The organism is Aquamicrobium sp. NLF2-7, from assembly GCF_022359935.1.
In the GTDB taxonomy this organism is placed as follows: domain Bacteria; phylum Pseudomonadota; class Alphaproteobacteria; order Rhizobiales; family Rhizobiaceae; genus Mesorhizobium; species Mesorhizobium lusatiense.
On the sequence record NZ_JAKSED010000001.1, the window covers coordinates 1,201,777 to 1,227,458 of the forward strand.

Here is a 25,682-nt window from a genome sequence, read left to right on the forward strand (position 1 = left end):
TCGCGATTGAGGTCGTACCCGATCGCGATCCGGGCCATGATCTGCGTCCGCCATCCAACCTCATGAAGCACCGATGATCTTCGTACCTCTGCCTTTCGTCGTCGCCTTGCTGCTGCTGATCCTTTTGGCGGCATTGCTGCGCACCACCGATCAGGCCAAGGTCAACCGGCCGTTTCTGGCCCTCATTGCCCTGTGCGCCTTGCAGACCTTTCTGGTCGGGCTGCGCTGGGGCTATGACCTGACCGCTCTGCGCTATGTGCTGCCGGTTCTGGCCGCCTGTGTGCCGCCGCTCACGCTGGCGAGCTTCCGCTGCCTGATCGCGCGCAGCGATGCGGATCAGGGCGGGAGTTCATGGATCCACTGGCTGCCTCCCGTGGCCATCGCCCTGCTTCTCGTCGCGGCGCCCCAGTCCATCGACATCGTGCTGGTGGCGCTGTTCCTCGGCTATGCCGTCGCCCTGCTCCAGCTCGGAAAACGCGGCCCGGACGCCCTTGACGAGGCTCGCTTCGACAAAGCCGTCGCGGCCCATCGCGCCCTTGTCATCGCGGCCGCAGCACTTTGCATCTCCGCGCTGTTCGATCTGGTGATCTGGCTGGATTTCGAATGGACGCGCGGCGATCATGCCGCCCTGATCGCCGGCAATGGCAGCCTGCTCGGTCTGCTGATGATCGGTGCGACCACCCTTGTCGCCGCGAGCGCCAAAGCTGTCCCGGAGCCCGCACAGGACGCCGTGCAGACAGCCTCTCCCGAGCAGGACCGGGAGATCCTCAGTCGTGTCGAGGCCCTGCTCGCCGGCCAGAAACTGTTTCTCGACGAGAACCTGACGCTTTCACGGCTGGCGCGCCGCGCCGGCGTTCCCGCCCGACAGATTTCCGGTGCCATCAACCGCCTCGCCGGCAGGAACGTCTCCCAGTACATCAACGATTATCGCATCGCCGAAGCCTGCCGGCTGCTGCGCCAGACTGACATCTCCGTGACCGCCGCCATGCTGGAATCGGGCTTCCAGACCAAGTCCAACTTCAACCGCGAATTCCGCCGCGTCACCTCCCTGAGCCCAGCAACATGGCGAGACCGCAACCGGCAGGACAATCCCACAGAAGCCTGACATCAGCCCTCCATCTCCCCGCGCCCCACTTCCACGCTTCCTGCCCCCCCCAATCCATCCGGCCCGCCCCGGACACCCTGCCTGTTTGATTTGTGGCAGACCGGGGATGTGACGGGGGTCCGTTCCCTCAAGGGTACGCAGCCTTCAGGATACAAGGATCCCTTCCGCCCCACCCTGAACCTGAACAACTACCCATGCCGGCTGAGAGCCGGAACGACATTGGCAGGAACTGACCCAAGGCCACAGACCGTCATCTGCTGTGACCTTTCCCCGGCCTTCATTGATGCCCACACCCTTCCGGGCGGTCTGGCATCAAGGATCGCGAACACCAGTTCCGGGTTGCCGTATGGGCATCCTCGTTGCCCCTTCCCTCCTTCTCGTCCGCGACCCTCTGCCCCCTCCGGCGCATTTTTCTCCCCCTTTCCAACGCTCCAACCCCCATCCACCCCGCCCGCCCCAACTCCTTCTCACCCGCGTCTTCTCGTCCTCCCGCCGTTCCCCATCGCTCGCGCACGCCTCTCCCCGCCCCTTTCCGCTCTCCAGCCCCCATCCATCCGGCCCGCCACACGCCCTTTCCGTAAAGTGTTCGCGCCACTCTCACCGCCCCCCACGCCAAGCTCAACGCGTGCCACGCCGGGGGTGCCTCTTACTCCCAAGTCGTCGGCGATCCCTCCCCGGCCATCCCGCCCCGGCCTCCCCGCTCTCAGCGAACCCCACCAGCATCTTGCCTTCCGCTTGCCCTTCCGTTGACAACATACCAACCAGTCGGTATGATATTTGTGAAAGGTGGACCCCGATGCCGAAACCCGCTGCCAGACCGGATGCCAGGCTGAAGCTGCTGGATGCCGCTTTGTCGGTGATCCGTGCGAAAGGCTATACGGCCACCAGCGTCGATGAGTTGTGCGCGACGGCCGGCGTCACCAAGGGGGCCTTCTTCCATCATTTCAAAAGCAAGGAAGAGCTTGGCGTCGCGGCTGCGAACCACTGGTCGCAGGTCACCGGCGCCCTGTTCGCGGCTTCCCCCTATCACGCCCATGCCGATCCGTTCGCGCGCATCATCGGCTATCTGGAATTCCGCAAGGCGCTGCTGCGGGGCGGCGTGCCGGAATTCACCTGCCTTGTCGGCACCATGGTGCAGGAGAGCTACGAGACCGCGCCCGCCATCCGCGAGGCCTGCAACGCCAGCATCAGCGCCCACGCGGCAACCCTTGAAGCCGACATAGAAGCTGCCATCCAGGCGCGCGGCCTCTTGGCGGAGTGGAGTGCTGCTTCGCTGGCGATGCACACGCAGGCCGTCCTTCAGGGGGCCTTCATTCTCGCCAAGGCCAGAGGCGGCGCTGAAATCGCCGCCGACAGCATCGACCACCTCATTCGCTATCTGCGTCTGCTTTTCGGGCCGGGGGCCAAAGACCACCAACCGTAACGCCACATCAGGAGGAGACCGTCACATGCCCGCTACAATCCGACTTCACCGTGTGCTCGCAACCGGCCCCGAAAAGGTTTACCGCGCCTTCACCGAGGCCGATGCCATTGCAAGCTGGCTCCCGCCCTACGGATTTCTCTGCACCGTGCATGAAATGGATGCGAAGGTCGGCGGCCGGCACAGAATGTCGTTCCGCAACTTCACGACCGGCCAGAGCCATTCCTTCGGCGGCACCTATGTCGAACTCGTGCCCGGCGAGCGCCTCGTCTACACCGACACCTTCGACGATCCCAATCTGCCGGGCGAAATGCGCGTTACCGTTACTCTGAAGGCCGTTTCCATGGGAACCGAGATTCATATCGAGCAGCAGGGCGTGCCCGACATCATCCCGCCGGATGCCTGCTATCTGGGCTGGCAGGATTCCCTGCATAAGCTGGCGAGACTGGTCGAACCCGAAATCAACCAGTAGCAGCCCGCATATCGGCCAGGCGGCCGCGCCTGCGGGTGCCGATCTTCTGCGGCATCCGCCCCGCCTGCCCCGGCTCAGACCCCGGCCAACGCCCTTCCATTGACGAAAGCCGTGGCGTTGGCTAGGGGAAGCCTCGCGGGGGACGACCCTCGCCTCAGCTGAAGAATTCCGGGACGGCCCGGCCACTCGAAGGAGGGCCGCGCCATGGCCGGACCAATCGAACAGTTTGAGATTTCGCGGATTGTCCCGCTCGAAATCGGCGGGCTCGATCTCAGCTTCACCAATGCGTCGGCCTATATGGTGCTCACCGTGGCGCTTGGCGCAGGCTTTCTGCTGCTGGCCACGCGCCGCCGCTCCATCGTGCCGGGCCGGCTGCAATCCTGCGCCGAGCTGCTGTTTGAGTTCATCGGAAAAACCCTGCGCGACAATGCCGGCGAAGAAGGCATGCGCTTCTTCCCGCTGGTCTTTTCCCTCTTCATGTTCGTGCTCGTCGCCAATCTGATCGGCATGTTCCCCTATGCCTTCACGGTCACCAGCCACATCATCGTCACCTTTGCGCTGGCCATGCTGGTGTTTTTGACCGTCACCGTCTACGGGCTGATCCGCAACGGACTGGGCTTCCTGCGCCTGTTCATGCCGCCCGGCGTGCCGCTGGTGCTGGCGCCCATCCTCGTGCCGATCGAGGTGGTATCCTACATCTCCCGCCCCGTCAGCCATTCGGTGCGCCTGTTCGCGGTCATGCTGGCCGGGCACATCACGCTGAAGGTGTTCGCGGGCTTTGTGGTTTCGCTGGGCGAACAGGGCGCGCTCGGCATCGCCGGCGCCGTTCTCCCGCTTGCCATGACCGTCGGCCTGACAGGGCTGGAACTGCTGATGTCGGTCATACAGGCCTATATTTTCACGATGCTCACCTGCATGTATCTGAACGATGCGTTGCATCCCGGTCATTGACCGGAGGCCACAATCGTACCAATTATCCGGAGTGAGGACGGCCTCTCTTCAAAACCATCGAAAACCGGGACGGCCCGGCAATCAAAGGAGGGCCGTACCATGGCCTGGATTTATCTGGCGGTCGCCGGTCTGCTCGAAATCGTTTGGGCGTTCTACATGAAGAAGTCGGAAGGCTTCAGCCTGCTGATACCGAGCGTCATCACCATCATTGCCATGATCGCAAGCTTCGCGCTCCTGTCGGTGTCGATGAGGTCGCTGCCGCTCGGAACCGCCTACACGGTGTGGACCGGCATCGGCGCGGTCGGCGCTTTCGTCGTTGGCATCGTCGTGCTCGGTGAGGCGATCACCCCGATGCGTGTCGCGGCCGCAGCGCTGATCGTTTCGGGTCTGGTTCTGATGAAGCTTTCCAGCTCCGGCACCTGAAACCGGGTAATGCGGTCTCTGTCCGATCCATGATCAGCGGCCATGATCTGCCGGTGCAAAATCAGCCAAATCCCGCAGGGCACAATAAAAAAGCCCCGCTCGTTGCGGGGCCTTTTTTTTAACGGTCGCTGACGCTTAGCTGCCGAGCAGGGTGCGGGAGAACACGGCACCGATCAGGCCCGTATTGTCATTGATCTGGACCGTGGCATTCGAGCCAGCGGCCAGATCGGCCGGTACGGCAACATGAACAGGGATCGACGCGGTCTCGCCATTCTCGAAATGGATGGTGCGTGCCTGTGCGTCATAGGAAGCCACCGGCCCGCTGATCGAGGCGGCGAAAGCAGAGCCGGACACCAGTGCGAGAGCGGCTGCGGAAGCGATAATCCTGATCATGATAAACTCCTTGGATCGGGTTTCGATTTGTCTCGAGGCAGCTTCTTGCCTGCCTTGATATCAGGGAGATAGGTCTCCTTTCCGCTCGCTGAAAGGCTCGGTTTATGTCCACTTTGTTCACGAATGCTGAACGCTAAATAATGGAAATTCCTCGCCTTCATGCCTATAGTAGAGGCAAAAAACGATAACCGGCTTACGATTGGCGCGATGCTCGATCGACCTCTCGCACCGCTCCCTGCGTTTGGATGAAGACGCGGCAATCCGTCAGAACGATCGTGATCAATTGAAGCAGGCGCGCCGCCTCCCCCTCTTGCGCCGGCCCCTTATTTTATCCCCACTCTCTGCGCCTCGCCTATCATGTCCCTTGCCCTTCCTGCGGGAAAGCCGGTCATGACGATGGCAGGCCTGGGATGGGACGGCGCGGTGGCGAACCCTGAACGTGAGGGCGGGTCGCCGACCGGGAGTGCCTGGCGAAGGGACCGATAGTTCGCCGCAGGCTGGGCTGCTTGGTAATGCGGCAGTCCGGCTCAGACCATCCCGGAAACGGGAACGGGTCGGTCCATTCCGCGTGCGTGTCGGCAACGGCCTCACGCGGGCTTCGAGCGCTGCGTGCCAGCCGGGCCCGGTAGGACGCCGGACGGGCGGTCGCAAGGCCGCACCCAAAAACATCTTACGAGCGACCTGACGGCCGCCCGTCATCCTGATGCGATCAATGGCCAGACGGTTTTCCGGGCGTGGCGGTGCCCCCGCGCGGCCAGCATTGCGCGGCCAAAATCACGCGGCGTATGCAGCGCATCATGCGCAGGAAGAAAAAACGATGAAAAGATCAGTTCAGCGCGATCGGCAGGTCGACCTGCTGCGGCGTCTCGACCAGAACCGCCGGCGTTGCGGCAGCCGGTTCACGGCGGCGCTTGCGGTCCTTGCCGAGCCCGGTGATGCCCAGCATGCCGCGCTCTTTGGCGTGGTAGTAATATCCGGTCTGATAGAGCCGGTCGGCCCGCTTCTCGTCGCCATCGGCAACCAGCCAGGCGCCGCGCAGATATTTCACGGCATATTTCAGGTTGGTTTCGGCATCGAGAAGGCCCTTGGCAGGCCCTTCATAGCCCATACCCCGCGCCGTCGCGTGCTTGATCTGCATCAGGCCCCAATGGCCGTTGTTGTAGGCGCTCGGGTTGAACGTGCTCTCGCGGTTCACCACGCGGCGCACGAACGGTTCGGGCAGGCCGTAGACATTGGCATATTTGGCGATCAGCCCGTCGACATGGCCGCGCGAAGCCGGCGCCGAATCTTCGGCCGTGGTCAGCACGGCAGGCTCCGCGCGTGGCAGCGCGGCTGCGGAAGCGAGCTGGATCGGGGAAGCGGCAGGCTGGGCAGCCAGCGCCAGCGCGGCGACAGACGTCTCGCCCGGCTGCATCGGGGCAGGCAATTGCGGCTGAAGCGAAGCGACATCGGCATTCACCGTCGTCCCGGCAAAAGCGCTCTCGGGAAGAACGGCGACCATGTCCGGCAGCGCCAGCGCGAAACCGGCATCGCCGCCATCGGCTTCGGTCGTCTCGGCAAAGCTCTGGCTGGTCTGCGAGGTGGTGGTGCAGCCGGAAAGACCGGTTGCGGCCAGCACCATGCCAAGGGCGACGATTTTGAGCTTCGCTGGCAAGAGACGTTCAAAGTCCGTTGTTCGGTTAAGCGGTCATTACACCAGCCGATTCGGCGGAGCAACCTGCACCGGCGCGGTTTTCGGGTGGTGGGCGAGCCGGACAGATGAGATAATATGTCAGTGCGTAACATTCCGGACGAAGACGCCAGCGCCATGAAGACTGCCGGGCATACCGTTTTCCAGACAAAGATGGGCTTTGCCGGCTTTGCGTGGGGGCATGCCGGCATCACGCGGCTGTGCCTGCCGGAAAGAAGCAGGACGGCTGTGGAACGACGATTGTCGGACCACGGCGCGGCCGTTGATTCGCCACGCGCGCAGGCCGCGGAACTGGTCGCCCGCATCGAAGCTTATTTCGACGGAAACACGATCGACTTTTCCGATGTCGAGGTTGATCTCGCCGGAATGGAGGCCTTCCGCCTCGACATCTACGCGGCCGCGCGGCGCCTGCGTTTCGGCGAAGCCGTCACCTATGGCGAGCTTGCCCGCCGCGCCGGGCATGAGGGCCTGGCCCGCGAAACCGGTGTCGCTCTCGGTGCAAATCCGGTGCCGCTGGTGGTGCCCTGCCACCGCATCGTCGCGGCTGGCGGGCGGATCGGTGGCTTTTCGGCGCCGGGCGGCTCGGCAACCAAGCAGAAGATGCTGGAGCTGGAGGGCGTGCAGATCGGGCCGCCGCCGTCGGCCCAGCAATCCTTCGGTTTCTGAGCAGAGGGCATTATGACTTCAGAAATGTCAGTGCCCGAATCGCCAGATGCGGCCCCGGCGCTCGAATTCCGGTTGCACGCATTTGTAGACCGGACACGAAGAAGCATCGGCGCTCGGCACATAGGCCCTCTCGCGCACCTGTCCAGCCGGGCAGAACCGGTTGTTGAGCACATAGCGATCATAGATCGGCAGGTTGGGATTGCGCTTCGATGTATAGCGCAGGATCACCGCGCCCTCGCGCGCCACCCTGTCCTGGATCGCACCGCAGCTCATGCGCGTCGGATCGTAGCGGGATATGGCATGGGCCTGCCCTGCCGCGACGAGGCAGCCAGCCCCCACGATGGCCAGTCCGATCAATCTGGAAATCCGCATGGCATCCTCCGCAATGCAAGGCATCAGAAACGCTGTTGTGCCTGCATTGTTCCGTAAATTAGGCTTATTGCAGCCTCTTGAAAGCATCACAAGCACAGTTTATATTGGTGCCGTTGATATTTCGGCCGATCGATCCGGGCCGCGCGTTCCTAAGAGCTTGCTGCCGTCTATCTCCAAAATCTCGATACCACCGGCCGGATGTATTTCCGGTCTTAGACAAAGCAGAAGTTGAAGGAATACGCATATGGCAACTGGAACCGTCAAGTGGTTCAACGCCACCAAGGGCTACGGCTTCATCCAGCCCGACAATGGCGGCCCGGACATTTTCGTCCACATCTCCGCCGTGCAGCGCGCAGGTCTCACCTCGCTTGCTGACGGCCAGAAGGTAAGCTTCGAAATCGAGCAGGACCGCCGCACCGGCAAGTCGTCCGCTGGATCGCTCGAAGCAGCCTGACCCAGCGTGAGCGCGCGCCGGGTCTGAAAAGACCCGGACTGCGCGACAAGCCACGGATGTACTGGCGGTCGCGCTGGAAGCGCGCCGAAGCTTGAAGACCCGACCAGCCGAGCAGCGGATTGTCTGCCGGCCCGGACAGAAAGCTTCCCGTCAGGCTACCGATCCGGAAAGGCGGGCTTTGCCCGCCTTTCTGGTTTCGGGTGATAAGCACAGCGCATTGACCCCATTTTAAGAGTGTCGTGCTGGAATTGAGCGATGCACACTTTGCTCGCCCAGTCCTCGCCGGTTCTTTTCCTTGTCATTGCAGGCTTCTGCATCGGCGCACTGGCCATAGGCCTTTCATTTCTTAATATCGCCTCGCGGCTCTTCAAGGGTATGCCGGGTCAGGTTCCCACGCCGGCCTTCATGGGCGTCGTCTCCACGGCCTGGGCGCTCTCCATGGGCTTCGCCGCCTCCGACGTGTGGTCGCTCGATGCCCGCGCCGACAGCGCAGCAACAGCCGAGCGGTCCGCCGTCATGCGTCTGATCGGCGTGTCGGATGAATCGGCATTGAACCTGCCCGCCATGAACGAGGCAGTGCGCAACTATGCAGATCTGGCGCGCACCACCGAATGGCAGGAGACGCTGAACCGCGTCCCCAATCCGCTGGTCGACGACGCCCTGCAGGAGATACGCATCGGCATCGTGGACATGGTCAAAAGAGGCATCGCCTCCCCTCTCGTCAGCAAGGCCGTGAATGATTTCGACGAGTTGCAGGATGCCCGCAACGAACGCCTCGCCATTGGCCAGACTGCCGTTGACCTGACCAAATGGTATCTCGTGCTTTGCCTGACCGTCATGGCGATGATCACCATCGCCATGGTTCACGCCGAAGTGCCGAAGGCCGGCAGAAACGCTCTGGCGATCTTCAGCGTCGTGGTCTGCGTGTGCCTCTGGATATTGGCCATGCACACCAACCCCTATAAGGGCATGCCCGTCACCCTGTTCGCAAGCACATCGTCCCGCTGACCAAAGGCAGGCTTCGGATCAGGCGTCCGGTACCCAGGCAAGCGGCACATGTCCCGGATCCTGCTCGACCCGTCGCAGCCACGCCGACACCTGCGGATAGTCGTTCAGGGTAAAGCCGCCCTCGTCCGCCGTGTGGGTGTAGGCATAGAGCGCAATGTCCGCCACGCTCAGCGCATTGCCTGCAAAGAAATCATGTCCTGTGAGATGCGCCTCCATGACACTGAGCGCCTTGTTGCCGCGCTCCAGCGTCAGCGCCAGACGTTCCGGCGTGGCGGCTGCCGCGCGCTCGGGATAAGTCAGCAACGCCCTGCGAACAGCGATATAGGGTTCGTGGCTGTACTGCTCGAAGAACAGCCATTGATAGGCCAGCGCCCGTTCATAGCTGTCATGGGGAAGAAAGCGCGTGCCCTCGGCGAGATGCAGCAGCATGGCATTCGATTCGGCAAGCGGCCGGCCGTCCTCCAGCAAAAGCACCGGAACCATGGCATTCGGATTGCGTGTGAGGAATTCTGGCGTGCGGGTTGACCCGTCGCGGGAACTCACTTCGACATGGGTGAAGGGCCGGCCCAGCTTCGCCAGCAGCAGACGCGGCTTGTAGCAGTTGCCGCTGTCGGTCATTCCGTAAAGCACAGTCATCGAAAACTCTCCGTGGCCCCGCATATTGCGCAGCCACGTTACCGCTTCCAATGAGTTAATTTGCTGGGAAGATCAAAATGCCTGCTCGGACGCCTCGCGGGCCGACGGCAGGAAATGCTGGATCGCCAGGGGCCCGTCATCGAAGAATGCCCCGGCCGAAAGTGGTCTGGCCAGCAACGAACCTTGCAGAAGATCGCATCCAGCTTCCAGAGCAACCTGCAATTGCCGGGGCGTGGCAATGCCCTCGACAAGCACCTTAACCCCGCTGTCCTGCACCACGGAAACGAGCCGGCCGAACAAGTAGCCTGCTGCGGGATAGGAACACAGGAGCGCGAAGAGAGCGCCATCGACACGCACCAGATCCGGACGGACCATATTCAGCAGCCGCTCCGTGTCGTTGCCGGTTCCAAAACTGGCAAGCGCCACGCCAAGCCCACCTGCCCGCATTTCCTGCACCAGAACGTCAAGCGTCTCGCTGTCGTCGCTGCACGACACCACGATCTCGCACATCAGCCGGGCGGGATGCAGCCCGAGCTCATCGAGCCTTCCCGCCATCTGGCGCAGCTCTGCCACCATGCGGCCGTCAAGGTCGTTTGCGGCAAAGTCGAAGTTGAAGAACAGCTTCACCCCTTCAACGCCCACATGCCGGTAGTTGCGCAGATGCAGCATCCGGCACAGGGCATCCACATACAGCCTTTCGCAAGGGGCGACCGTATCGAGGAACTCAGCTGCGGAAACGGCACAGCCTCGCCGATGCGCTTCAACGGCGGCCTCGACCGCCACCATGCGCAACAACCTGCCGCGCGGTTCGAAAATGGGCTGGTAGGTGCTGCGCAGACGAAAGTCCTCATGGATCGCATATTCGAGGCCGATTTCGTCTGCGAATATGGCATCCGCAACCTGCTTCCGCCGCCTGTCCTTGGATGTCATTTCACCACCCGCCGTCCAAAGGCCCTGGGAGAATGGGCGGGCCTTGCGCCTGCCGGTTTTTCCGGCGAGCCCTGTTCAGATGCAGGAGCTGGCGCCATACCCATGGTCTTCAATTCCGGGCAGGCTATCTGCGGGCGTGCCAGTACAAAGCCCTGCACCATGGAAGCACGGGATTTCTCGGCCAGATCGATCTGCCAGTCCTCCTCTATTCCCTCGAAAACGGTTCTTATTCCCTGATCCTCGAAGGATTTGACCATGTTAGAAAGCAGGACGAAGCCTGCATCGGATTCCATCAGTCGGTTGATCCACACCGCATCGAACTTGACGATATCGGGCATCAGTTCCCTGATGCGCTTTATGTCGGACTCATCGGCACCATAGTCATCCACCGCGATACGGAAGCCGTTGGCACGCAAGCCCGACACGAAGCTGTGAAAGGCCTGCTGCGATCCAGTGGGATTTTCCGTGACCTCGCAGACCACGCGTGCAGGTTCGATACCGACGCTGTTCAGAACCAGCCTTATGTCGCGCAGCGTACCGTCGCCTATGTCCTGCGCGGTAAATACCGACGGATCGATATTGATGAAAAGAGTGGCATCGTCGGGCAGGCATCTTGCTGCGTTGAGAAAGTGCAGCGTCCGGGTCAATCCTTCCACCTGCAATCTGTCTTCGGCATTGCAGGTCGCGAAGAAGGCTGATGGGGTTTCCGGCTCGCCGTCTCGGAACGGTCTGATGAGAGCCTCGAAAGCCTCGATGCGCAACTTCCCCTGGCGGAATCCGAAGATGGGCTGGAAGGCGCTTCTGAGCGTGAACATACCCCACTGTCCGACAGCGGTTCCGTTTTCCTCGCGCTCTATGTGGTCCAGACCGGTTCTGCGCCCCACTTTTGCAGTCTTCCGCTCACTTTTTCGGCATTCCATCAGATTGTCAGCAAACGCTTAAGAGCCACTTAATCACCCTTTGGCCGTTCCGGCGAAACACACCGCCCATCAACTCGGCAAGCGAAGGATACTTGCGCTGAGTAACGCAATGCGACATTAGAGACGTGCAGAAATTTCCCCGTTCAAGCCATATATCGGAGACGTTCCAATGGCCTTTCTTGCCGACGCCCTTTCCCGCGTGAAGCCTTCCGCGACCATCGCGGTAACGCAGAAAGCGCGCGAGCTGAAAAACGCGGGCCGGGATGTGATCGGACTGGGCGCCGGCGAGCCGGATTTCGACACGCCTGACAACATCAAGAATGCCGCGATCGAGGCCATTCGCCGCGGCGAGACCAAGTACCCGCCGGTATCCGGCATCGCGCCGCTGCGCGAAGCCATCGCCGCCAAGTTCCGGCGCGAGAACAATCTCGACTACAAGCCTGAGCAGACCATCGTCGGCACGGGCGGAAAGCAGATCCTGTTCAACGCCTTCATGGCGACGCTGAACCCCGGCGACGAAGTTATCATCCCCCGCCCCTACTGGGTCAGCTATCCGGAAATGGTGGCGCTGTGCGGCGGCACGCCCGCTTTCGCAGAAACCTCGATCGACAATGGTTTCAAGCTGACCGCAGAGGCCCTTGAGAAGGCGATTACGTCAAGGACCAAATGGCTGGTGATGAACTCGCCGTCCAACCCCTCGGGCGCCGCCTACACGGAAGCCGAGCTCAGGGCTCTGGCAGATGTTCTCCTGAAGCATCCGCAAGTGTGGGTGCTCACCGACGACATGTATGAGCACCTCACCTACGGTGACTTCGTGTTCAGGACCATTGCCGAGGTGGAGCCCAACCTGTACGAACGCACGCTGACCATGAATGGCGTGTCCAAGGCCTACGCCATGACCGGCTGGCGCATCGGCTATGCCGCTGGCCCGCTGCAGCTCATCAAGGCCATGGACATGATCCAGGGTCAGCAGACCTCAGGTGCCTGTACCATCGCTCAATGGGCGTCGGTTGAGGCGCTGAACGGGCCGCAGGATTTCATCGGCACGAATAAGGCGATCTTCCAGGCTCGTCGCGACCTCGTTGTCTCGATGCTCAATCAGGCGCGCGGCATTTCCTGCCCTTCGCCGGAAGGCGCGTTCTACGTCTATCCCTCCTGTGCCGACCTGATCGGCAGGAAGACGAAAGACGGAAAGGTGATCGAGAACGACGAAATTTTCGCTTCCGAACTGCTGGAAGCGGAAGGCGTGGCAGTTGTGTTCGGCACGGCCTTCGGCCTTGGACCGAATTTCCGCATCTCCTACGCCACCTCGGACACGCTTCTTGAAGAAGCCTGCACACGCATTCAGCGCTTCACGGCAAGCCTGAGTTGACCATCGCAAGCGATTCAGAAGACTCAAGAAAAGCCCGGCTTTAGGCCGGGCTTTTCTTTTGCAGTTCCATGACGCTGTCTCATACCCCTTGCCCCATCCGCCAAGCCATGTGACCATGTCCTTACGGAAGGCAGCTCTCCACGATAGACGTCGATAGTGCCTCCGCGCGACGGTCTTCAGGCCGGCCGCCGCTCCCGTCAAAATGCCTGAGCGGAGGTCAACCATGGGTAATCGCGCCGGAGGAAGACGCACGGGACCGAAGTGCATCGCCATCGTCGGTCCCTTTTCAAGCGGCAAGTCGACTCTTCTCGAAGCCATTCTTGCCCGCACGGGCGCAATTGCCCGCCAAAATCCAATCGCCTCAGGAAACACGGTTTCCGACCACTCCCCCGAAGCTCGTGAACACGCAATGAGCGTGGAAGCGACCTTCGCAACAGTCGAATTCATGGGCGACACCCTAACCTTCGTCGATTGCCCCGGCTCGATCGAATTCGCCTTTGAGGCCGAGCCCATTCTGGCTGCCTGCGATCTTGCCGTCGTGGTTGCCGAGCCTGACGAAAAGAAAATCCCGGCCCTGCAGCTCATCATGCGCAGGCTGGATGAGCTCGGCATACCCCGCATCCTGTTCCTCAACAAAGTGGACAAAGCCGCAGCGGGAGTGCGCGAAACTCTCAAAACCCTGCAGCCGTCAAGTTCAGTGCCCTTGCTTCTGCGCCAGATCCCGTTGCGCAAGGACGGGGTCGTCATCGGCTCGATCGATCTGGCGCTGGAGCGCGCTTACATCTACCGTGAATACGCGGCGAGCGAAGTTGCCGATATTCCCGGCGACGATAAGGCACGCGAGATCGAGGCGCGTTTCTCCATGCTGGAAACGCTGGCCGATCATGACGACGCCCTCATGGAGCAGTTGCTGGAAGAGATCGAGCCACCTCGCGATGCCGTATTCGACGATCTTGTCGCCGATTTACGCGAAGGGCGGGTGACGCCCGTGCTCATCGGTACCGCCGAAAAGGGCAACGGGGTTCTGCGGTTGCTGAAGGCGATCCGCCACGATGCGCCGGACGTCGAGACAACGCGACGCCGGTTGGGCGTGGCAGATGACGAAAGCGCCACGCTCGTGCAGATCATGAAAACGATCCACACACCGCACGGCGGAAAGCTTTCCGTCTCGCGAATACTGGCAGGTCAGTTGTCGGACGGCGTCGAGCTTTTTCTGCCGAATGGCGAAGCTGCCAAAGTGTCCGGCCTCAACCGGATGTTTGGAAAGGACCAGACGAAAATCGCAGATGCCGCAACCGGCGATACTGTCGCGCTTGGCAAGCTCGAGGGCGTCCGCACCGGGGCGACCCTCACTTCCGCAAAGGGCGGGCGGGAATCCCTGATCGAACTGGTTCCGCCAAAACCGGTTTACGCCTTCGCGTTGCGGCCAAAAGAACGCAAGGATGATGTGAAACTGTCCGCAGCCGTGCAGCGGCTGGCAGAAGAGGACCCCTCCCTCAGCCTCGCTCACAATCAGGATTCCGCAGAAACGGTGCTTTCAGGTCACGGCGAGATGCATCTTCGTGTGGTGCGCGAGCGCCTGGAGGGTCGCAACCAGATTGCCGTCGAAGGCCACGCTCCGGCAGTTCCTTATCGGGAGACCATCCGGAAGGGAACGCAACAGCGCGGTCGTCACAAGAAGCAATCAGGTGGCCATGGGCAATTCGGGGATGTCGTCATCGAAATCAGACCGCTCCCGCGTGGAAGCGGCTTCGAATTCACCGACACCATCAGCGGCGGCGTGGTTCCGAAACAATATATTCCCTCCGTGGAGACCGGCGTTCGCGACTATCTGAAATGCGGCCCGCTGGGCTTTCCGGTTGTCGACATAGCGGTCAACCTCAGCGACGGCTCGTATCATACCGTCGATTCTTCCGACATGGCATTCCAGATGGCGGCACGCCTGGCCATGAAGGAGGGAATGGCTGCATGCTCTCCCGTTCTGCTGGAGCCGATCATGGAGGTGGAAATCTTTACACCATCCGAGGCGACTGCACGCATCATCGCCATCATTCCCCAGCGGCGGGGCCAGATCCTGGGTTACGACGCCCGCAGCGGATGGCCGGGATGGGATGTGGTGAGAGCAACCATGCCGCAAGCCGAAATGGGAGATCTCATCATCGAGTTGCGATCGGCAACTTCCGGCGTCGGCAACTATGTTGCGAGTTTCAGCCACATGGCGGAGCTGACAGGTCGCCTGGCAGATGTGGTCATGAACGCAGCCGGCAAGGCGGCATGACAGGCTGAAATAAGCTATGCTTAAACAAACGGCGACAGGGAGAGCCTGTCGCCGTTTGTTGCGGACCGTCTCCGGGGGAGGAAACGGCAGGTCCGCCGCAGGGAGGGTGCCGGCATCTGCCAGCAAGAATAAGACGGACGCGGCCGTCGCCTGAGACCCGGCTTTCCGGAAGATGCCCCCATCCCCTGAAAGCCGGCCGCGCCCTCAGGATATGACTACAGAAGTTCCGCCGGTCCCGTCACGTTACAGGGGTTACATGACCGTTACGCGCCACTAGAACCTGCGTGACGCGCTTCAATGCCTGCGAAAAAGCATCAGCTGACCATCTCCCTGAGGAGCAACATGCCGGGAAAGCAGAGCAAAATGTACAGACAACGGACGGCAACAACGTACTCATGCGAACATAAGCAGAAGCGCGATCAGGTTGGCTAAAACAAAAAAGCCGGATCATAAGATCCGGCTGAGTTTGTTGGAAGTGCCTATAAGGCTAAACCTCCAGAGGGGAACACTCGTGAGCGCTAATGGGAGGAGAACGCGCTCAGGAGATGGCTTATATATGAGCCACGACTGCACAATGAACAAGCAACTATTTTGCAACGCACACATGCAAAAACACGCGACCTGTGGTCCAATGCCCGCATCGATGCAATAAGACCAAGACAGCGGCAGCCACGAGCCCCGCCTGCCCGCTTCGCGAGCAGATGTGCTCCCAAAGCGGAGGCTTCCGGATCCCGGTTCGCTTTCAAAAAGGGCATTGCTGTTTATGCGGGCAGGATCCGAAGACAGGTTTGCTGACAGCAACCGCCAGACGCGCCGTGTCGGGGTGGAACAATCAGGCCGAACTGCAGAAATGAATCAATAGGACCAGTTACGGGCCTTTGAGAACATGAAGTCACGAAACGCCTTGAGCTTAGCCTGGTTCTTCATCGCCTCGGGATACACGAAGAATGTATCGAAGGATGGGCCCTCAAGCTCTTCGAGGATGGAAACGAGCCCTGAATCCTTGCCGGACATGTAATCCGGCAGCATGGCGATACCGACCCCTCGCTTCACGGCCTTGCGGATCGACATCAGATCATTGATCTGAAGAACACTTGGTCGTTTCTCACCATCGGGCCGCCCGACGGTCTCAAGAGTGTTCAGCCCTGCCAGATAACTCGGCACCGGTTCTCCGAATGTGATGATCCGATGGCGGTCGAGGTCGGCAGCGGATTTCGGCACACCATGGCGGTCGAGATATTCCTGCGATGCGAACACATGCAGGTGCACGGTGAACAGGCGCCGCTGAATGAGGTCCGGCTGTTGAGGCTGCCGAAGGCGCACTGCGCAATCGGCCTGTCGCATGGTCAGGTCGAGTTCCTCATTGGTAAAGACGAGTTGCAGGTTGATTTCCGGATAAAGCTCCAGAAATTCTTTGGTCCGGTCGGTAAGCCAGCCGGTGCCCAGACCAACGGTTGTCGTCACCCGCAGAACACCGGTCGGGTGATCCTTTGTTTCGAGCAGACGCGAGCGGATGGATTCCAGCTTCATCAGCACGTCGTGCGCCGTGCGGAACAGCATCTCACCCTGCTCGGTCAGCACAAGCCCGCGCGCATGGCGGTGAAACAACGGCACGCCGACATCATGCTCCAGCGCGCTCACCTGCCGCGAAATAGCGGATTGCGACAGATGTAACGTCTCGGCGGCATGGGTAAACGACCCTGCCTGCGCGGCTGCATGAAATACCCTGAGCTTGTCCCAATCCAACGCCATGATTCCCCTCGTGTATGTCGGCGTCTGAAGGAAGAGTTGGGATTTTTTACGGCTATTCCGCCGCGTCCCTGTGCGCTTCGATGCCTGCCAGATACTTTTCCGCTTCCAGCGCAGCCATGCAGCCCATTCCGGCTGCCGTTACGGCCTGACGGTAGATGTCGTCGGTGACATCACCGGCAGCAAACACACCTGGAATGTTGGTGCGGGTCGAGTCCGGCTCTGTCCACAAATAGCCGTTTGGCTTCTGCTTCAGCTTGCCGGCGAACAGTTCTACGGCCGGCGCGTGGCCTATGGCCACAAACACGCCATCGACAGGCAACCGGCTTTCTTCGCCAGTCACGACATTGCGCAGCTTCAGTCCATCCACGGAAGGTGGAAGTGGCGCCTGCCCGGGACGACCCGTGATCTCGTCAACAACCGTATCCCAGATCACCTTGATGTTGTCCTTGGCAAGAAGCCGCTCGCGCAGAATGCGTTCGGCGCGGAAATCGTTGCGGCGATGAATGACGGTGACGGTGCGGGCAAGGTTCGAAAGATAGAGAGCTTCCTCGACGGCCGAATTGCCGCCACCAACGACGGCAACATCCTTGCCACGATAGAAGAACCCGTCACAGGTGGCACATGCGGATACACCGAAGCCCATGAAGGTCTGCTCGGAAGGGATTCCCAGCCACTTTGCCTGAGCACCCGTCGCAATAACCAGGGCATCGGCCGTATAAACGGTGCCTGAATCACCTTTGGCCACGAAGGGGCGCGCATCGAGATCCACCTCGATGATGATGTCATTGACGATTTCAGCCCCGACATGCTCGGCCTGCTTCAGCATCTGCTCCATCAGCCATGGACCTTGTACCGGCTCGGCAAAACCGGGGTAATTCTCCACCTCCGTCGTAATGGTGAGCTGGCCGCCCTGCTGCAGGCCGGCGACGAGCATGGGTTTCAGCATGGCGCGCGCCGCATAGATGGCAGCCGTATAGCCAGCCGGACCGGAGCCGATGATGAGAACGGGAGCATGCTTGACGGTCATGGCGTTGCCTTGCAGATGATGGACCGCCAAGACGGCCCGACAGATACGCAAATCGAAATATGCCGCCAATGTAAGTGCTTGCAGCCAAGCCAGCAAGGCAAACGACAAAGTGTCCCCGGAAAGCTTGGCCAGAAACTGACGGAATTCGCAGGGTAACGACAAACCGCTGGCGCATCATAAAAAGTTGTTTAATTACCAGATGACGATAGATTCTTGCGCAGAGATGATCGCATGACCCTGAAGGCCGACCTCGACGCCATTGACTGGAAAATCCTGCGCGAATTGCAGCAAGATGGTCGCATGACCAATGTCGAACTTTCGCAACGGGTAGGCATTTCCGCTCCTCCCTGCCTCCGCCGTGTACGACGCCTGGAAGAAAGCGGCATTATCCGCGGCTACCGCGCCCTGCTCGACGCCCCGTCTCTGGGCATGGAGGTGGTAGCTTTCTGCCTCGTGGGCCTGAAGCATCAGGCCGAAACAGAACTCAAGGCTTTTGCCGAGCGCACCCGCAACTGGCCCATCGTGCGCGAGGCGTGGATGGTATCAGGCGAATCCGACTTCCTGCTCCACTGCGTCACCAGCGACATCGGTACTTTCCAGACCTTCGTGATTGAAGATTTAACCTCGTCACCCAACGTGGACACGGTGCGCACGGCACTTACCATCCGCAAAGTGAAAGACGAGGTGCCGGTGAGGATTGGATAGACCGCCAGTGACCTGAGACCCATCTTCCCTCCGGTTTTCAGGAGAGTCTTGGGTTTTCAATCTGGCGTCATGCGGCCTGTTTTTCCATAGCTATTTTCATTGCGAACTCGTTGGGGGTGATGTTGCCCAGCGACGAGTGCGGTCTGTTTCTGTTGTAATCCTCCTTCCATGCAGTGATTGCGGCGCGGGCCTGAGCGAGCGACGAGAACAGCGTCTCGTTCAGGCACTCATCGCGGAAGCTGCCGTTGAAGCTTTCGACGAAGCCGTTTTGCATCGGCTTGCCGGGGGCGATGTAATGCCATTCCACCTTGGCCTCCTGGCACCATTTGAGGATGGCCATGCTGGTCATCTCCGTCCCGTTGTCCGAGACAATCGTCCTCGGTTTTCCGCGTCTGGCGATGAGACTGTCCAGTTCGCGGGCAAGCCTTGCGCCTGACAGGGATGTATCGGCAACCAGGCATAGGCATTCTCGGGTGAAGTCGTCGACGACGGCCAGGACCCGAAAGCGGCGACCGTCGGTGAAGGCATCGCTGACGAAGTCCAGGCTCCAGCGCTCGCCCGGACGCGACGGCAAAGCCAGAGGACGTCTCGTGCCCAAGGCCCGCTTTCGGCCGCCACGCTTGCGCACCGTCAGCTTCTCCTCCCGGTAGAGACGCCGAAGCTTCTTCAGGTTCATGACGATCCCCTGCCGGTCGAGCATGACGTGGAGACGGCGATAACCGAAGCGCCGCCGTTCGGACGCCAGCTTCTTCATGGCCTCGCGGATGGATGCATCGTCAGGCCGCACGCTGCGATATCGCATGCTCGACCGATCCACCGACAGAACCTCGCACGCCCGACGCTGGCTCACCCCGTGCTGCGCACAGACGTGAGCCACCGCATCCCGCTTCACATCGGGCGTCACCATTTTTTTGCAGCAACATCCTTCAGGATCGCATTGTCCAGCACGGCCTCGGCGAGCAGCTTCTTCAGCCTGGCGTTCTCGTCCTCAAGCGCCTTCAGTTTGCGGGCATCCGACACGTCCATGCCGCCATACTTTGCTTTATATTTGTAGAAGGTTGCGTCCGAGATGCCGTGCTTGCGGCAGACATCGACTGTCTTCGCGCCCGCCTCCTGCTCCTTCAGTATCCCGATAATTTGTTCTTCCGTGAACCGTGAACGCTTCATTCGTCCGTCTCCTCATTGCGACGGACTCTACCAAAATCTGGAGGAAGTTCAGGGGCGCAGGTCACCAGCATCTTCGGGGAACTGCAGATTGTTGACTTGTAAGCTCCTGATCCTCGCAAGTGGTCACCTTCCACTATGACTTGTTGGGAGTACCTGCCGTAAGCTGTGACTTAATAGCTTCCGAGGCAGGAAGACGCAGGAATTTTCCATCATACAGCGGCAGCCTGAATTCATCCGAAGCCGCCCACTCCTCGATATCTACAAACCCATTTTTGGATCGAACATCTTTCAGATACTGCAGGAAATTTTCCCTAATAATATCTAATTTACGTCGATACTTTAATTCTTTGGGCAACATTATTCCAAAATTTGATATCTTTTTTCTAAGATAATATCTCATCGCAGAATACCGACCAATCCTTCTTTCGGAAAAAAGATGTCCAATATCTATATTATGAAATCTCGAATAAAACATCAAATAATCATGCGATAAGTTATCAATATCCTGAATATTTTTATCAAATCGGCCCATCCATGGCTTATCTACCTTAGAAAAATGAATAAATATCGGAATAAATATCTTATCAACATCAATATCAAATATTACTGCTTGAAAATTCCAAGAAGGGCTAAGTTCACTCCACGTATTTTGAAATAAATTATTCAGAAAATCTTGGTCAAACATCCTCATACTATCGCCATGACTTTCCACGTATCGACATAGGAGGACAGGAAAATCGATCTCAAGCCATGGCTTAACGTCTATGATAAGGACCCCGGAATTGAAGTATCGGCCGCTACTGACGCCGATCGACGTCAGCCATTCCGCCCTTGTCTTGCCTGTAAAGGGCGAGTCGTGTGTAACCGCATAGTCGTGAACTGCGCCCAACCCATGAGGCAGCGACAATGTCCAAATCTGATCGTCCCGCCGAATAGGCAGTATATCCGCATCTAGGTAGATGACACGGTCATATTCCCGAAGAAAACGGGGCGCGAACATTCTCGAATAGACTATTGCCGGCCACTTCGTGCTTTCCGGCAGCCCCTTGGGAAGGCAAGGCTCCAGCTGACGTTCATGGTAGAAGATTCGCGGATGCGAAACCCGACTACGGGAATGTGCGACCTGCTTGCCTTTGCTGCCCTCAACAAAAATGTGGACGTCGCGGCCCCACAAACTTACGAGGCGGCAAGCCAGCACAGAGGCGACCCCCTCCAACCTCTCGTCAACGACATAGTAGAAGGCTTGCCGCGTACTCACTTTGGCACCGCATAGAGCCATTGCATGGTGTCGCCACGAAATTCATCCAGAAGAAGAGCCCCTATTGGACCACGGACACCTGCCAGTTCGGGATAGTCTTCCAGACACCTTCCCCTTTGGGTGACGACCGTCACGACATGGCTACCGGAGAGATATTCTATCAGAGATTTGCTGATATTTGGCACAAATAGATCATGAAGTTCAATAATAAATCCAGACATATTCAAAATATTTTTTGGAAAATTAATAATATTTTTCTCAAAACCTTCGCAATCAAATATGAATAGAGGGATAGTTTTATTAGAATTTGAAATTCCCCTTAAAGGGTCATTATAATCAAATCTATCAAGTCTCGTAATATCCACACCATTAATTTTCTTACAATACTCAAGAGCAAAGAATGATTTAATATCAATATCATATGTGTAGACGTCTGAGCTAGGAAGCCTTCTCTTCAAGCCGATTGCATAGTAACCCTCAGATGCACCAACATTCACAATCACATTTGGTTTGCGTCTGATCTCACTCTCTAGAAAAGGAAAAATCTCAGCTTCATACGAGCCAATGATCTTGGATAGAACGTCAGCATCACTCCAAGCGCCGGTTTCAGGGAGCTTTAATCCACTAAAAGGCCCCCTTATAACGGTATAATTAGCTTTTTCTGCCAAACTATGAGCTATAGATTTCTTATACCGAAGCGCAGCGCTTAGGAAATTGCTCTCATACGCCTCTGGCTTCAGTCGATATACGCCAAAACCAAGTGGCCGAAGGATCGCCTCGATAATCTTCTTCCTGCCCAAATGGACCTCCATAAGCGCCCGCGTTACCTTGCTGGCTCGCGCATAACAAGCTTCGCCACCAGCGTGGCGATTTTTGGAACCACTAAACTGCAGTTCAAACGAGCCCCGCCAACCAAATAGCGAATTACTAAAGTTGCGCCAATATCAAAGAGCTTCCGGGATACGGAGAAAGCCATGCGCATCCGTTCGACCAACGAGCACCTACAGTATTGAACCGATTGGCAAATATCGACACCATGAGAAACAGAAAATTTTTAGATATAATTTATTATTTTTTTCTTTTAATATTATTATCTGAATAAAATTCAATAGATTTATATACAGAAATTCTAAAAATTACAGAAAACAAAATAATATAAAAATTTTCAATCTGATTAAAAATCCTATTAATCTCACGATATATTTTGTTCAGAAATAGAGAAACCTCATTTTTAAGGATCTTTCGATATTTTATGCGATCCTTCTCGAGATCGCTACTAAAACTTAAAATCCCATCAAATTCATCTAAAAACCTGCTTTGGATACATATGGCAGGATCGAGCTGATATATCTTAAGTTTATGCTCTTTCATAAAAATCTTTGCGAACAACAATCCGTCCACTGCTTCACATTTATTTTCTGTATAACTTAATAATATCTTACACGAATTCTTAGATATAAAATACCCTCCGGCGTTAAGGTGATTTGAATGAAGCTTTCTCAAATTATATGGCCCCGTCAAAGGTAAATATTTGCGTGAGAATTGGTGTCGCCTAAGATCTGTCTCTGCCTTCACCAAATCAGTATTTCGCGGCAACCAAATAATATCTTGGAAAAAGATTTTTGTTCTTTCCGAAAAATGAATGTCGTCCTCTGCAATGAAGGCCCACTTTTCCTGACCGGCGAGCACCATCTCCCATGCTTTTCTGTGGCTGAGAAAGCAGCCGATTTCGCCAGGCGAGAGAATCTTGTTCCCTTCGGACAACTGCCGCCAACGATCCAGTTCCGCCGCCGGCAGTTCTCTGCCATCGACCGCAGGAACCCGCACGAGATCGAGGCCGAGCGCTTCGGCCTGCTTTGTAAACCACGCGCGACGCTCGGGCGACCTGTCCAGGTTTATGTAATAGACCTTCATTGATAAGCTCACCTACGCTGGGGCATGCCTAAGGTTGAGGGCTTCCCGGCTTTTGCCCTGAAGCGATACAGACGACCAAGGGCAATCAGCTTATCTTCAATAAGCCTCCTCTGCTTGGAGAAACCGTAATACCATTTGCGGCCATATCTGCTGCGCTTGCAGCCATCCGATGCGGCAATCTGGCTTTCCGCATCGGTGGTTGTGACCGGTGCAGGCCAGAAAGCATATCCATGCCCGGAGCGGGTCAGCCAATAGCGAAAGTAATTATCGACAGGGGCAAATATCTTGTCGTGGTTTTCGACGAATTGCCTAGCTCCTTCCCGAGACCAGACGATCGCGCATGCCATCATGGGAAAATAATGCGCGGCAACGAGACCGCATCGATAACCGCCAATGTCATGGTCCGAAATCAGGCTGGTGATCTTGGACTTGTTGGCGCCGATATTGAGTAGGAGCCAATCCTTGTCCGCGCGCTCCAAGACGGGAAGCGCCTCATCAAGAAGCGCAATGGGATCGCAACGCAAAAGCACATCGTCCTCGAAGACCAATCCATACTCGGCATCCGACCGCAGGAACTGCGCTGCGGCCGCGAGATGGCTGCGGTAGCATCCAATTTCCGCACCAACCAGGCTTCGTCCCATATAGCGTTCCGCACGGCCCACATCGTAGTCGGCAACTTCACTCAGATCGAGCTTGCGGCCATCGAACGCAGGAACACGCTCGAAATCCATGCCGAATGAACTAAGCATCCGGCTGACGGACTTGAGGCGCTCGGTACCACCGTCCAGATTGATCACGTAAGTGCGGATCGATCCTTTCGTCATTTACCATTTCCTACGTTGGAGTGGTTCGGTATCAATCCCCATCACGCGCAACCTGTGCCAGAAATGGCGCCCCAGAGATTCGCGCCACTTGCGCAAATTTTCGGTCTTAAACAAGCGCGACAGCCACCCAGAGGCGGTCGACTTGCGATAACCAACTCCATTTCCGTAGACGGATCGCGTATCACCGGCGTGCTTTACACCACCGCCGATCATCCAAGCCATATCCCACTTATGCAGCTTATAGTAATGACTGATGGCCATCTCATCCCCGATGGCTGAGTAACCGCCCGATAACGCGCGGTATTCCTTCATTCGCCGCAAGCCGGGGTTAAAAGTAAAACTATACCATCGGAAATGTAACTCTGGAAAGGCCAGCTTGTAGATTGCCGTTCCGGCTTGGCGCGTCTTGAGGCTACGTACATATCGAGGCATATCAGCATCATCCCGGACTGTTACCATACTGGCGTGAGGCTCTTTTTGGAGCACCTCGATAGCGCGGCCGATAACCCCTCGCGAAGTAAAAATCCAATCATCCTCTATATGAAAAACATACTCGGACTTGACCTGAGAATAGGCTTTGTCGATGGACGCGATCTGCCCGATATTCCCCTCGTTGAAGATAATGCGATGAGAAAGCCCGGCCAATAAGGGCTGCACCTCATAGATGCCGCGATCATTCGAATCTTCGATGATTATCAGTTCCTCAAGCGGATAGTCGTTGTGCTCGAGAAAACTCTGAAGCGTCTTTTCAAGAAGATCGAACCGTCGACAACTGGTAATGACAGCGGTGACGGTCGGACGGATATTGGCTTCTGTGGTCATGGAAGATTCCGCATCAACGAAATGCCGGATATGCCGTTGCTTTCGCAACATATCGCAAAAATTCAGAGGTCACGTACAACGGATCCATAGACGCCACCGAGTGATCCCACTTCCCGTTCTATGCTGAAACGCGATGCAACATGCGCACGGCTTTCGATTGCCGCAGCGTTTCGTCGGACATCGTCGCCCATCCATTGGGCCGCGGCCGCCATCATCGCATCGGCATCGTCGCGGGGTATGAGCGTTCCTGTCACGCCATCCTCGATCAGTTCGGAGAATGCGCCGACGTCGGTGGCGACCACCGGCACGCCGCTGGCCATGGCTTCCAGCGGCGTGAGGCCAAAACCTTCCCAGCGCTGCGGAGCGATGAACAGCGACAAAGCGCGATACCAGCGTTCGATGTCCTTGTGCTCTCCCACAAAAAGGATCCGGTCGGAAAGCCCGGCTTTATCCACGCGCGCGCGTAAATCAGCCTCAAACCCTGCATGTTCAGCAGTCGAACGGCCGGCAACAATTGCCGACCATTGGGGATACTTCAGCAGCAAACCGATCATGGCATCGACGAAAAGGTCGGTACCTTTCTGATGCCGCACACGGCCAAAGCAGCCAGTATAGAGCTGCTTCGGGTCCAGACCGAGTTCACTCGCAACCTCTCTGCGGTCCACGGGCGGGTGAAAGCGTTCGGTGTCGATGCCGTGCATGATCACGGTATTTGGAACTTCCAGATAAGCAGCGGTCTTGCGACTGGTCGCAATCACTGCATCCATGCGGCGGATGAGGAACTTCGTCCAGCGCTTGTGATGGCGCTGCGATGCTGAGGTGAAGACAAGCTTCAGTGGTGCGCGGAATATATCTCTCAACACCACTCCGGCCAGCATTTCCGGATTGCGGCGCGCATGCCACACGCGAACCCGCGCATTCTTCGGTCGGCGCAGAAGCCCGGGCACCTGCCACCATCGCAGCTTGGGGAGATGGTCGGGCAAGCCCGGCCCCAGCGTTGCGATGCCGATCTCCCGGGCCTGCAATGGCACGAGCTGGATGATTGTGCTCGTAACACCGGAGAGGCGCTGCTTGAAATTGGGCACGACCACATGGATCTGCGCAACATCGACCAGCGTTTTGC

At 58.1% G+C, this 25,682-nt stretch carries 26 protein-coding genes; 11 read left to right on the forward strand and 15 right to left on the reverse strand.

Features of this window, described 5'->3' with window-relative positions:
- The first annotated feature begins 73 nt into the window (after positions 1 to 73).
- The 5 genes from MIC97_RS05840 (at position 74) to sugE (ending at position 4,371) form a co-directional block, all read left to right on the forward strand.
- Positions 74 to 1,105, forward strand: coding sequence for an AraC family transcriptional regulator (locus MIC97_RS05840; protein WP_239799248.1), 1,032 nt, complete (start codon positions 74 to 76; stop codon positions 1,103 to 1,105).
- Positions 1,106 to 1,901: 796 nt separating this feature from the next.
- Entirely contained in the window at positions 1,902 to 2,528 is a 627-nt protein-coding gene (locus MIC97_RS05845; protein ID WP_239799249.1) for a TetR/AcrR family transcriptional regulator, read from the forward strand.
- 25 nt (positions 2,529 to 2,553) lie between these two features.
- Entirely contained in the window at positions 2,554 to 2,997 is a 444-nt protein-coding gene (locus MIC97_RS05850; RefSeq protein ID WP_239799250.1) for an SRPBCC family protein, read from the forward strand.
- A gap of 204 nt (positions 2,998 to 3,201) precedes the next feature.
- Complete coding sequence (locus tag MIC97_RS05855) at positions 3,202 to 3,948, forward strand: F0F1 ATP synthase subunit A (RefSeq protein ID WP_239799251.1); 747 nt, start codon at positions 3,202 to 3,204, stop codon at positions 3,946 to 3,948.
- 99 nt (positions 3,949 to 4,047) lie between these two features.
- A complete protein-coding gene (gene sugE, locus MIC97_RS05860; RefSeq protein ID WP_239799252.1) occupies positions 4,048 to 4,371 on the forward strand; it encodes a quaternary ammonium compound efflux SMR transporter SugE in 324 nt (107 codons plus the stop codon).
- 135 nt (positions 4,372 to 4,506) lie between these two features.
- On the opposite strand, the gene MIC97_RS05865 is transcribed toward sugE, so the two are convergent.
- Both MIC97_RS05865 and MIC97_RS05870 read right to left on the reverse strand, forming a co-directional pair.
- A complete protein-coding gene (locus tag MIC97_RS05865; RefSeq protein WP_239799253.1) occupies positions 4,507 to 4,764 on the reverse strand; it encodes a hypothetical protein in 258 nt (85 codons plus the stop codon).
- Between the two features lie 826 nt (positions 4,765 to 5,590).
- Positions 5,591 to 6,418, reverse strand: a complete 828-nt coding sequence (locus tag MIC97_RS05870) for a lytic transglycosylase domain-containing protein (RefSeq protein WP_239799254.1) — start codon at positions 6,416 to 6,418, stop codon at positions 5,591 to 5,593.
- A 114-nt stretch (positions 6,419 to 6,532) separates the two neighbouring features.
- On the opposite strand from MIC97_RS05870, the gene MIC97_RS05875 reads away from it, so the two are divergent.
- Positions 6,533 to 7,120, forward strand: a complete 588-nt coding sequence (locus MIC97_RS05875; RefSeq protein ID WP_239799255.1) for a methylated-DNA--[protein]-cysteine S-methyltransferase — start codon at positions 6,533 to 6,535, stop codon at positions 7,118 to 7,120.
- Positions 7,121 to 7,147: 27 nt separating this feature from the next.
- Here MIC97_RS05875 and MIC97_RS05880 read toward each other — a convergent pair whose 3' ends face one another.
- Positions 7,148 to 7,492 (reverse strand): hypothetical protein, encoded by a 345-nt coding sequence (locus tag MIC97_RS05880; protein WP_239799256.1) that lies wholly within the window; start codon positions 7,490 to 7,492, stop codon positions 7,148 to 7,150.
- Between the two features lie 244 nt (positions 7,493 to 7,736).
- On the opposite strand from MIC97_RS05880, the gene MIC97_RS05885 reads away from it, so the two are divergent.
- The gene (locus MIC97_RS05885) at positions 7,737 to 7,946 is read left to right on the forward strand and encodes a cold-shock protein (protein WP_183832557.1); all 210 of its coding nucleotides are present in this window, start codon (positions 7,737 to 7,739) and stop codon (positions 7,944 to 7,946) included.
- Positions 7,947 to 8,201: 255 nt separating this feature from the next.
- The gene (locus MIC97_RS05890) at positions 8,202 to 8,954 is read left to right on the forward strand and encodes a hypothetical protein (protein WP_183832558.1); all 753 of its coding nucleotides are present in this window, start codon (positions 8,202 to 8,204) and stop codon (positions 8,952 to 8,954) included.
- A gap of 18 nt (positions 8,955 to 8,972) precedes the next feature.
- On the opposite strand, the gene MIC97_RS05895 is transcribed toward MIC97_RS05890, so the two are convergent.
- The 3 genes from MIC97_RS05895 to MIC97_RS05905 all read right to left on the reverse strand — a co-directional run bounded on the left by MIC97_RS05895 (position 8,973) and on the right by MIC97_RS05905 (position 11,404).
- Positions 8,973 to 9,590: a glutathione S-transferase family protein gene (locus MIC97_RS05895; RefSeq protein WP_239799257.1), complete on the reverse strand. Its 618-nt coding sequence runs from the start codon at positions 9,588 to 9,590 to the stop codon at positions 8,973 to 8,975.
- A gap of 72 nt (positions 9,591 to 9,662) precedes the next feature.
- The gene (locus tag MIC97_RS05900; RefSeq protein WP_239799258.1) at positions 9,663 to 10,520 is read right to left on the reverse strand and encodes an EAL domain-containing protein; all 858 of its coding nucleotides are present in this window, start codon (positions 10,518 to 10,520) and stop codon (positions 9,663 to 9,665) included.
- Positions 10,517 to 11,404, reverse strand: coding sequence for an EAL domain-containing protein (locus MIC97_RS05905; RefSeq protein WP_239799259.1), 888 nt, complete (start codon positions 11,402 to 11,404; stop codon positions 10,517 to 10,519). Before MIC97_RS05905 ends, MIC97_RS05900 begins: the two co-directional genes overlap by 4 nt.
- A gap of 205 nt (positions 11,405 to 11,609) precedes the next feature.
- On the opposite strand from MIC97_RS05905, the gene MIC97_RS05910 reads away from it, so the two are divergent.
- Together MIC97_RS05910 and MIC97_RS05915 are read left to right on the forward strand one after the other, a co-directional pair.
- Positions 11,610 to 12,812, forward strand: coding sequence for a pyridoxal phosphate-dependent aminotransferase (locus tag MIC97_RS05910; RefSeq protein ID WP_239799260.1), 1,203 nt, complete (start codon positions 11,610 to 11,612; stop codon positions 12,810 to 12,812).
- Between the two features lie 223 nt (positions 12,813 to 13,035).
- Complete coding sequence (locus tag MIC97_RS05915) at positions 13,036 to 15,090, forward strand: elongation factor G (protein ID WP_239799261.1); 2,055 nt, start codon at positions 13,036 to 13,038, stop codon at positions 15,088 to 15,090.
- A gap of 855 nt (positions 15,091 to 15,945) precedes the next feature.
- Here the strand turns inward: MIC97_RS05915 and MIC97_RS05920 are convergent.
- Together MIC97_RS05920 and trxB are read right to left on the reverse strand one after the other, a co-directional pair.
- Positions 15,946 to 16,842, reverse strand: a complete 897-nt coding sequence (locus tag MIC97_RS05920) for a LysR family transcriptional regulator (protein WP_183832564.1) — start codon at positions 16,840 to 16,842, stop codon at positions 15,946 to 15,948.
- A 52-nt stretch (positions 16,843 to 16,894) separates the two neighbouring features.
- Positions 16,895 to 17,869 (reverse strand): thioredoxin-disulfide reductase, encoded by a 975-nt coding sequence (trxB, locus tag MIC97_RS05925; RefSeq protein WP_239799262.1) that lies wholly within the window; start codon positions 17,867 to 17,869, stop codon positions 16,895 to 16,897.
- 231 nt (positions 17,870 to 18,100) lie between these two features.
- Between trxB and MIC97_RS05930 the strand changes: the two genes are divergently transcribed.
- Positions 18,101 to 18,574, forward strand: a complete 474-nt coding sequence (locus MIC97_RS05930; RefSeq protein ID WP_183832566.1) for an Lrp/AsnC family transcriptional regulator — start codon at positions 18,101 to 18,103, stop codon at positions 18,572 to 18,574.
- Positions 18,575 to 18,641: 67 nt separating this feature from the next.
- Here the strand turns inward: MIC97_RS05930 and MIC97_RS05935 are convergent.
- The 7 genes from MIC97_RS05935 to MIC97_RS05965 form a co-directional block, all read right to left on the reverse strand.
- A protein-coding gene (locus MIC97_RS05935; RefSeq protein WP_239799263.1) for an IS3 family transposase occupies positions 18,642 to 19,741 on the reverse strand; the annotation gives its coding sequence in 2 pieces (ribosomal slippage) (positions 18,642 to 19,489 and positions 19,489 to 19,741; 1,101 coding nt in all).
- A 133-nt stretch (positions 19,742 to 19,874) separates the two neighbouring features.
- Positions 19,875 to 20,999, reverse strand: coding sequence for a glycosyltransferase (locus MIC97_RS05940; RefSeq protein WP_239799264.1), 1,125 nt, complete (start codon positions 20,997 to 20,999; stop codon positions 19,875 to 19,877).
- The gene (locus MIC97_RS05945; protein ID WP_239799265.1) at positions 20,996 to 21,799 is read right to left on the reverse strand and encodes a hypothetical protein; all 804 of its coding nucleotides are present in this window, start codon (positions 21,797 to 21,799) and stop codon (positions 20,996 to 20,998) included. The genes MIC97_RS05940 and MIC97_RS05945 overlap by 4 nt, the downstream gene beginning before the upstream one ends.
- 268 nt (positions 21,800 to 22,067) lie before the next feature.
- Positions 22,068 to 22,913: a glycosyltransferase family 25 protein gene (locus MIC97_RS05950; RefSeq protein ID WP_239799266.1), complete on the reverse strand. Its 846-nt coding sequence runs from the start codon at positions 22,911 to 22,913 to the stop codon at positions 22,068 to 22,070.
- Positions 22,914 to 22,921: 8 nt separating this feature from the next.
- Entirely contained in the window at positions 22,922 to 23,737 is an 816-nt protein-coding gene (locus MIC97_RS05955) for a glycosyltransferase family 25 protein (protein ID WP_239799267.1), read from the reverse strand.
- On the reverse strand, positions 23,738 to 24,559 hold the full coding sequence (locus tag MIC97_RS05960) for a glycosyltransferase (RefSeq protein ID WP_239799268.1): 822 nt from the start codon (positions 24,557 to 24,559) through the stop codon (positions 23,738 to 23,740).
- Between the two features lie 62 nt (positions 24,560 to 24,621).
- Positions 24,622 to 25,674, reverse strand: coding sequence for a glycosyltransferase family 4 protein (locus MIC97_RS05965; RefSeq protein WP_239801045.1), 1,053 nt, complete (start codon positions 25,672 to 25,674; stop codon positions 24,622 to 24,624).
- Positions 25,675 to 25,682 lie beyond the last annotated feature (8 nt).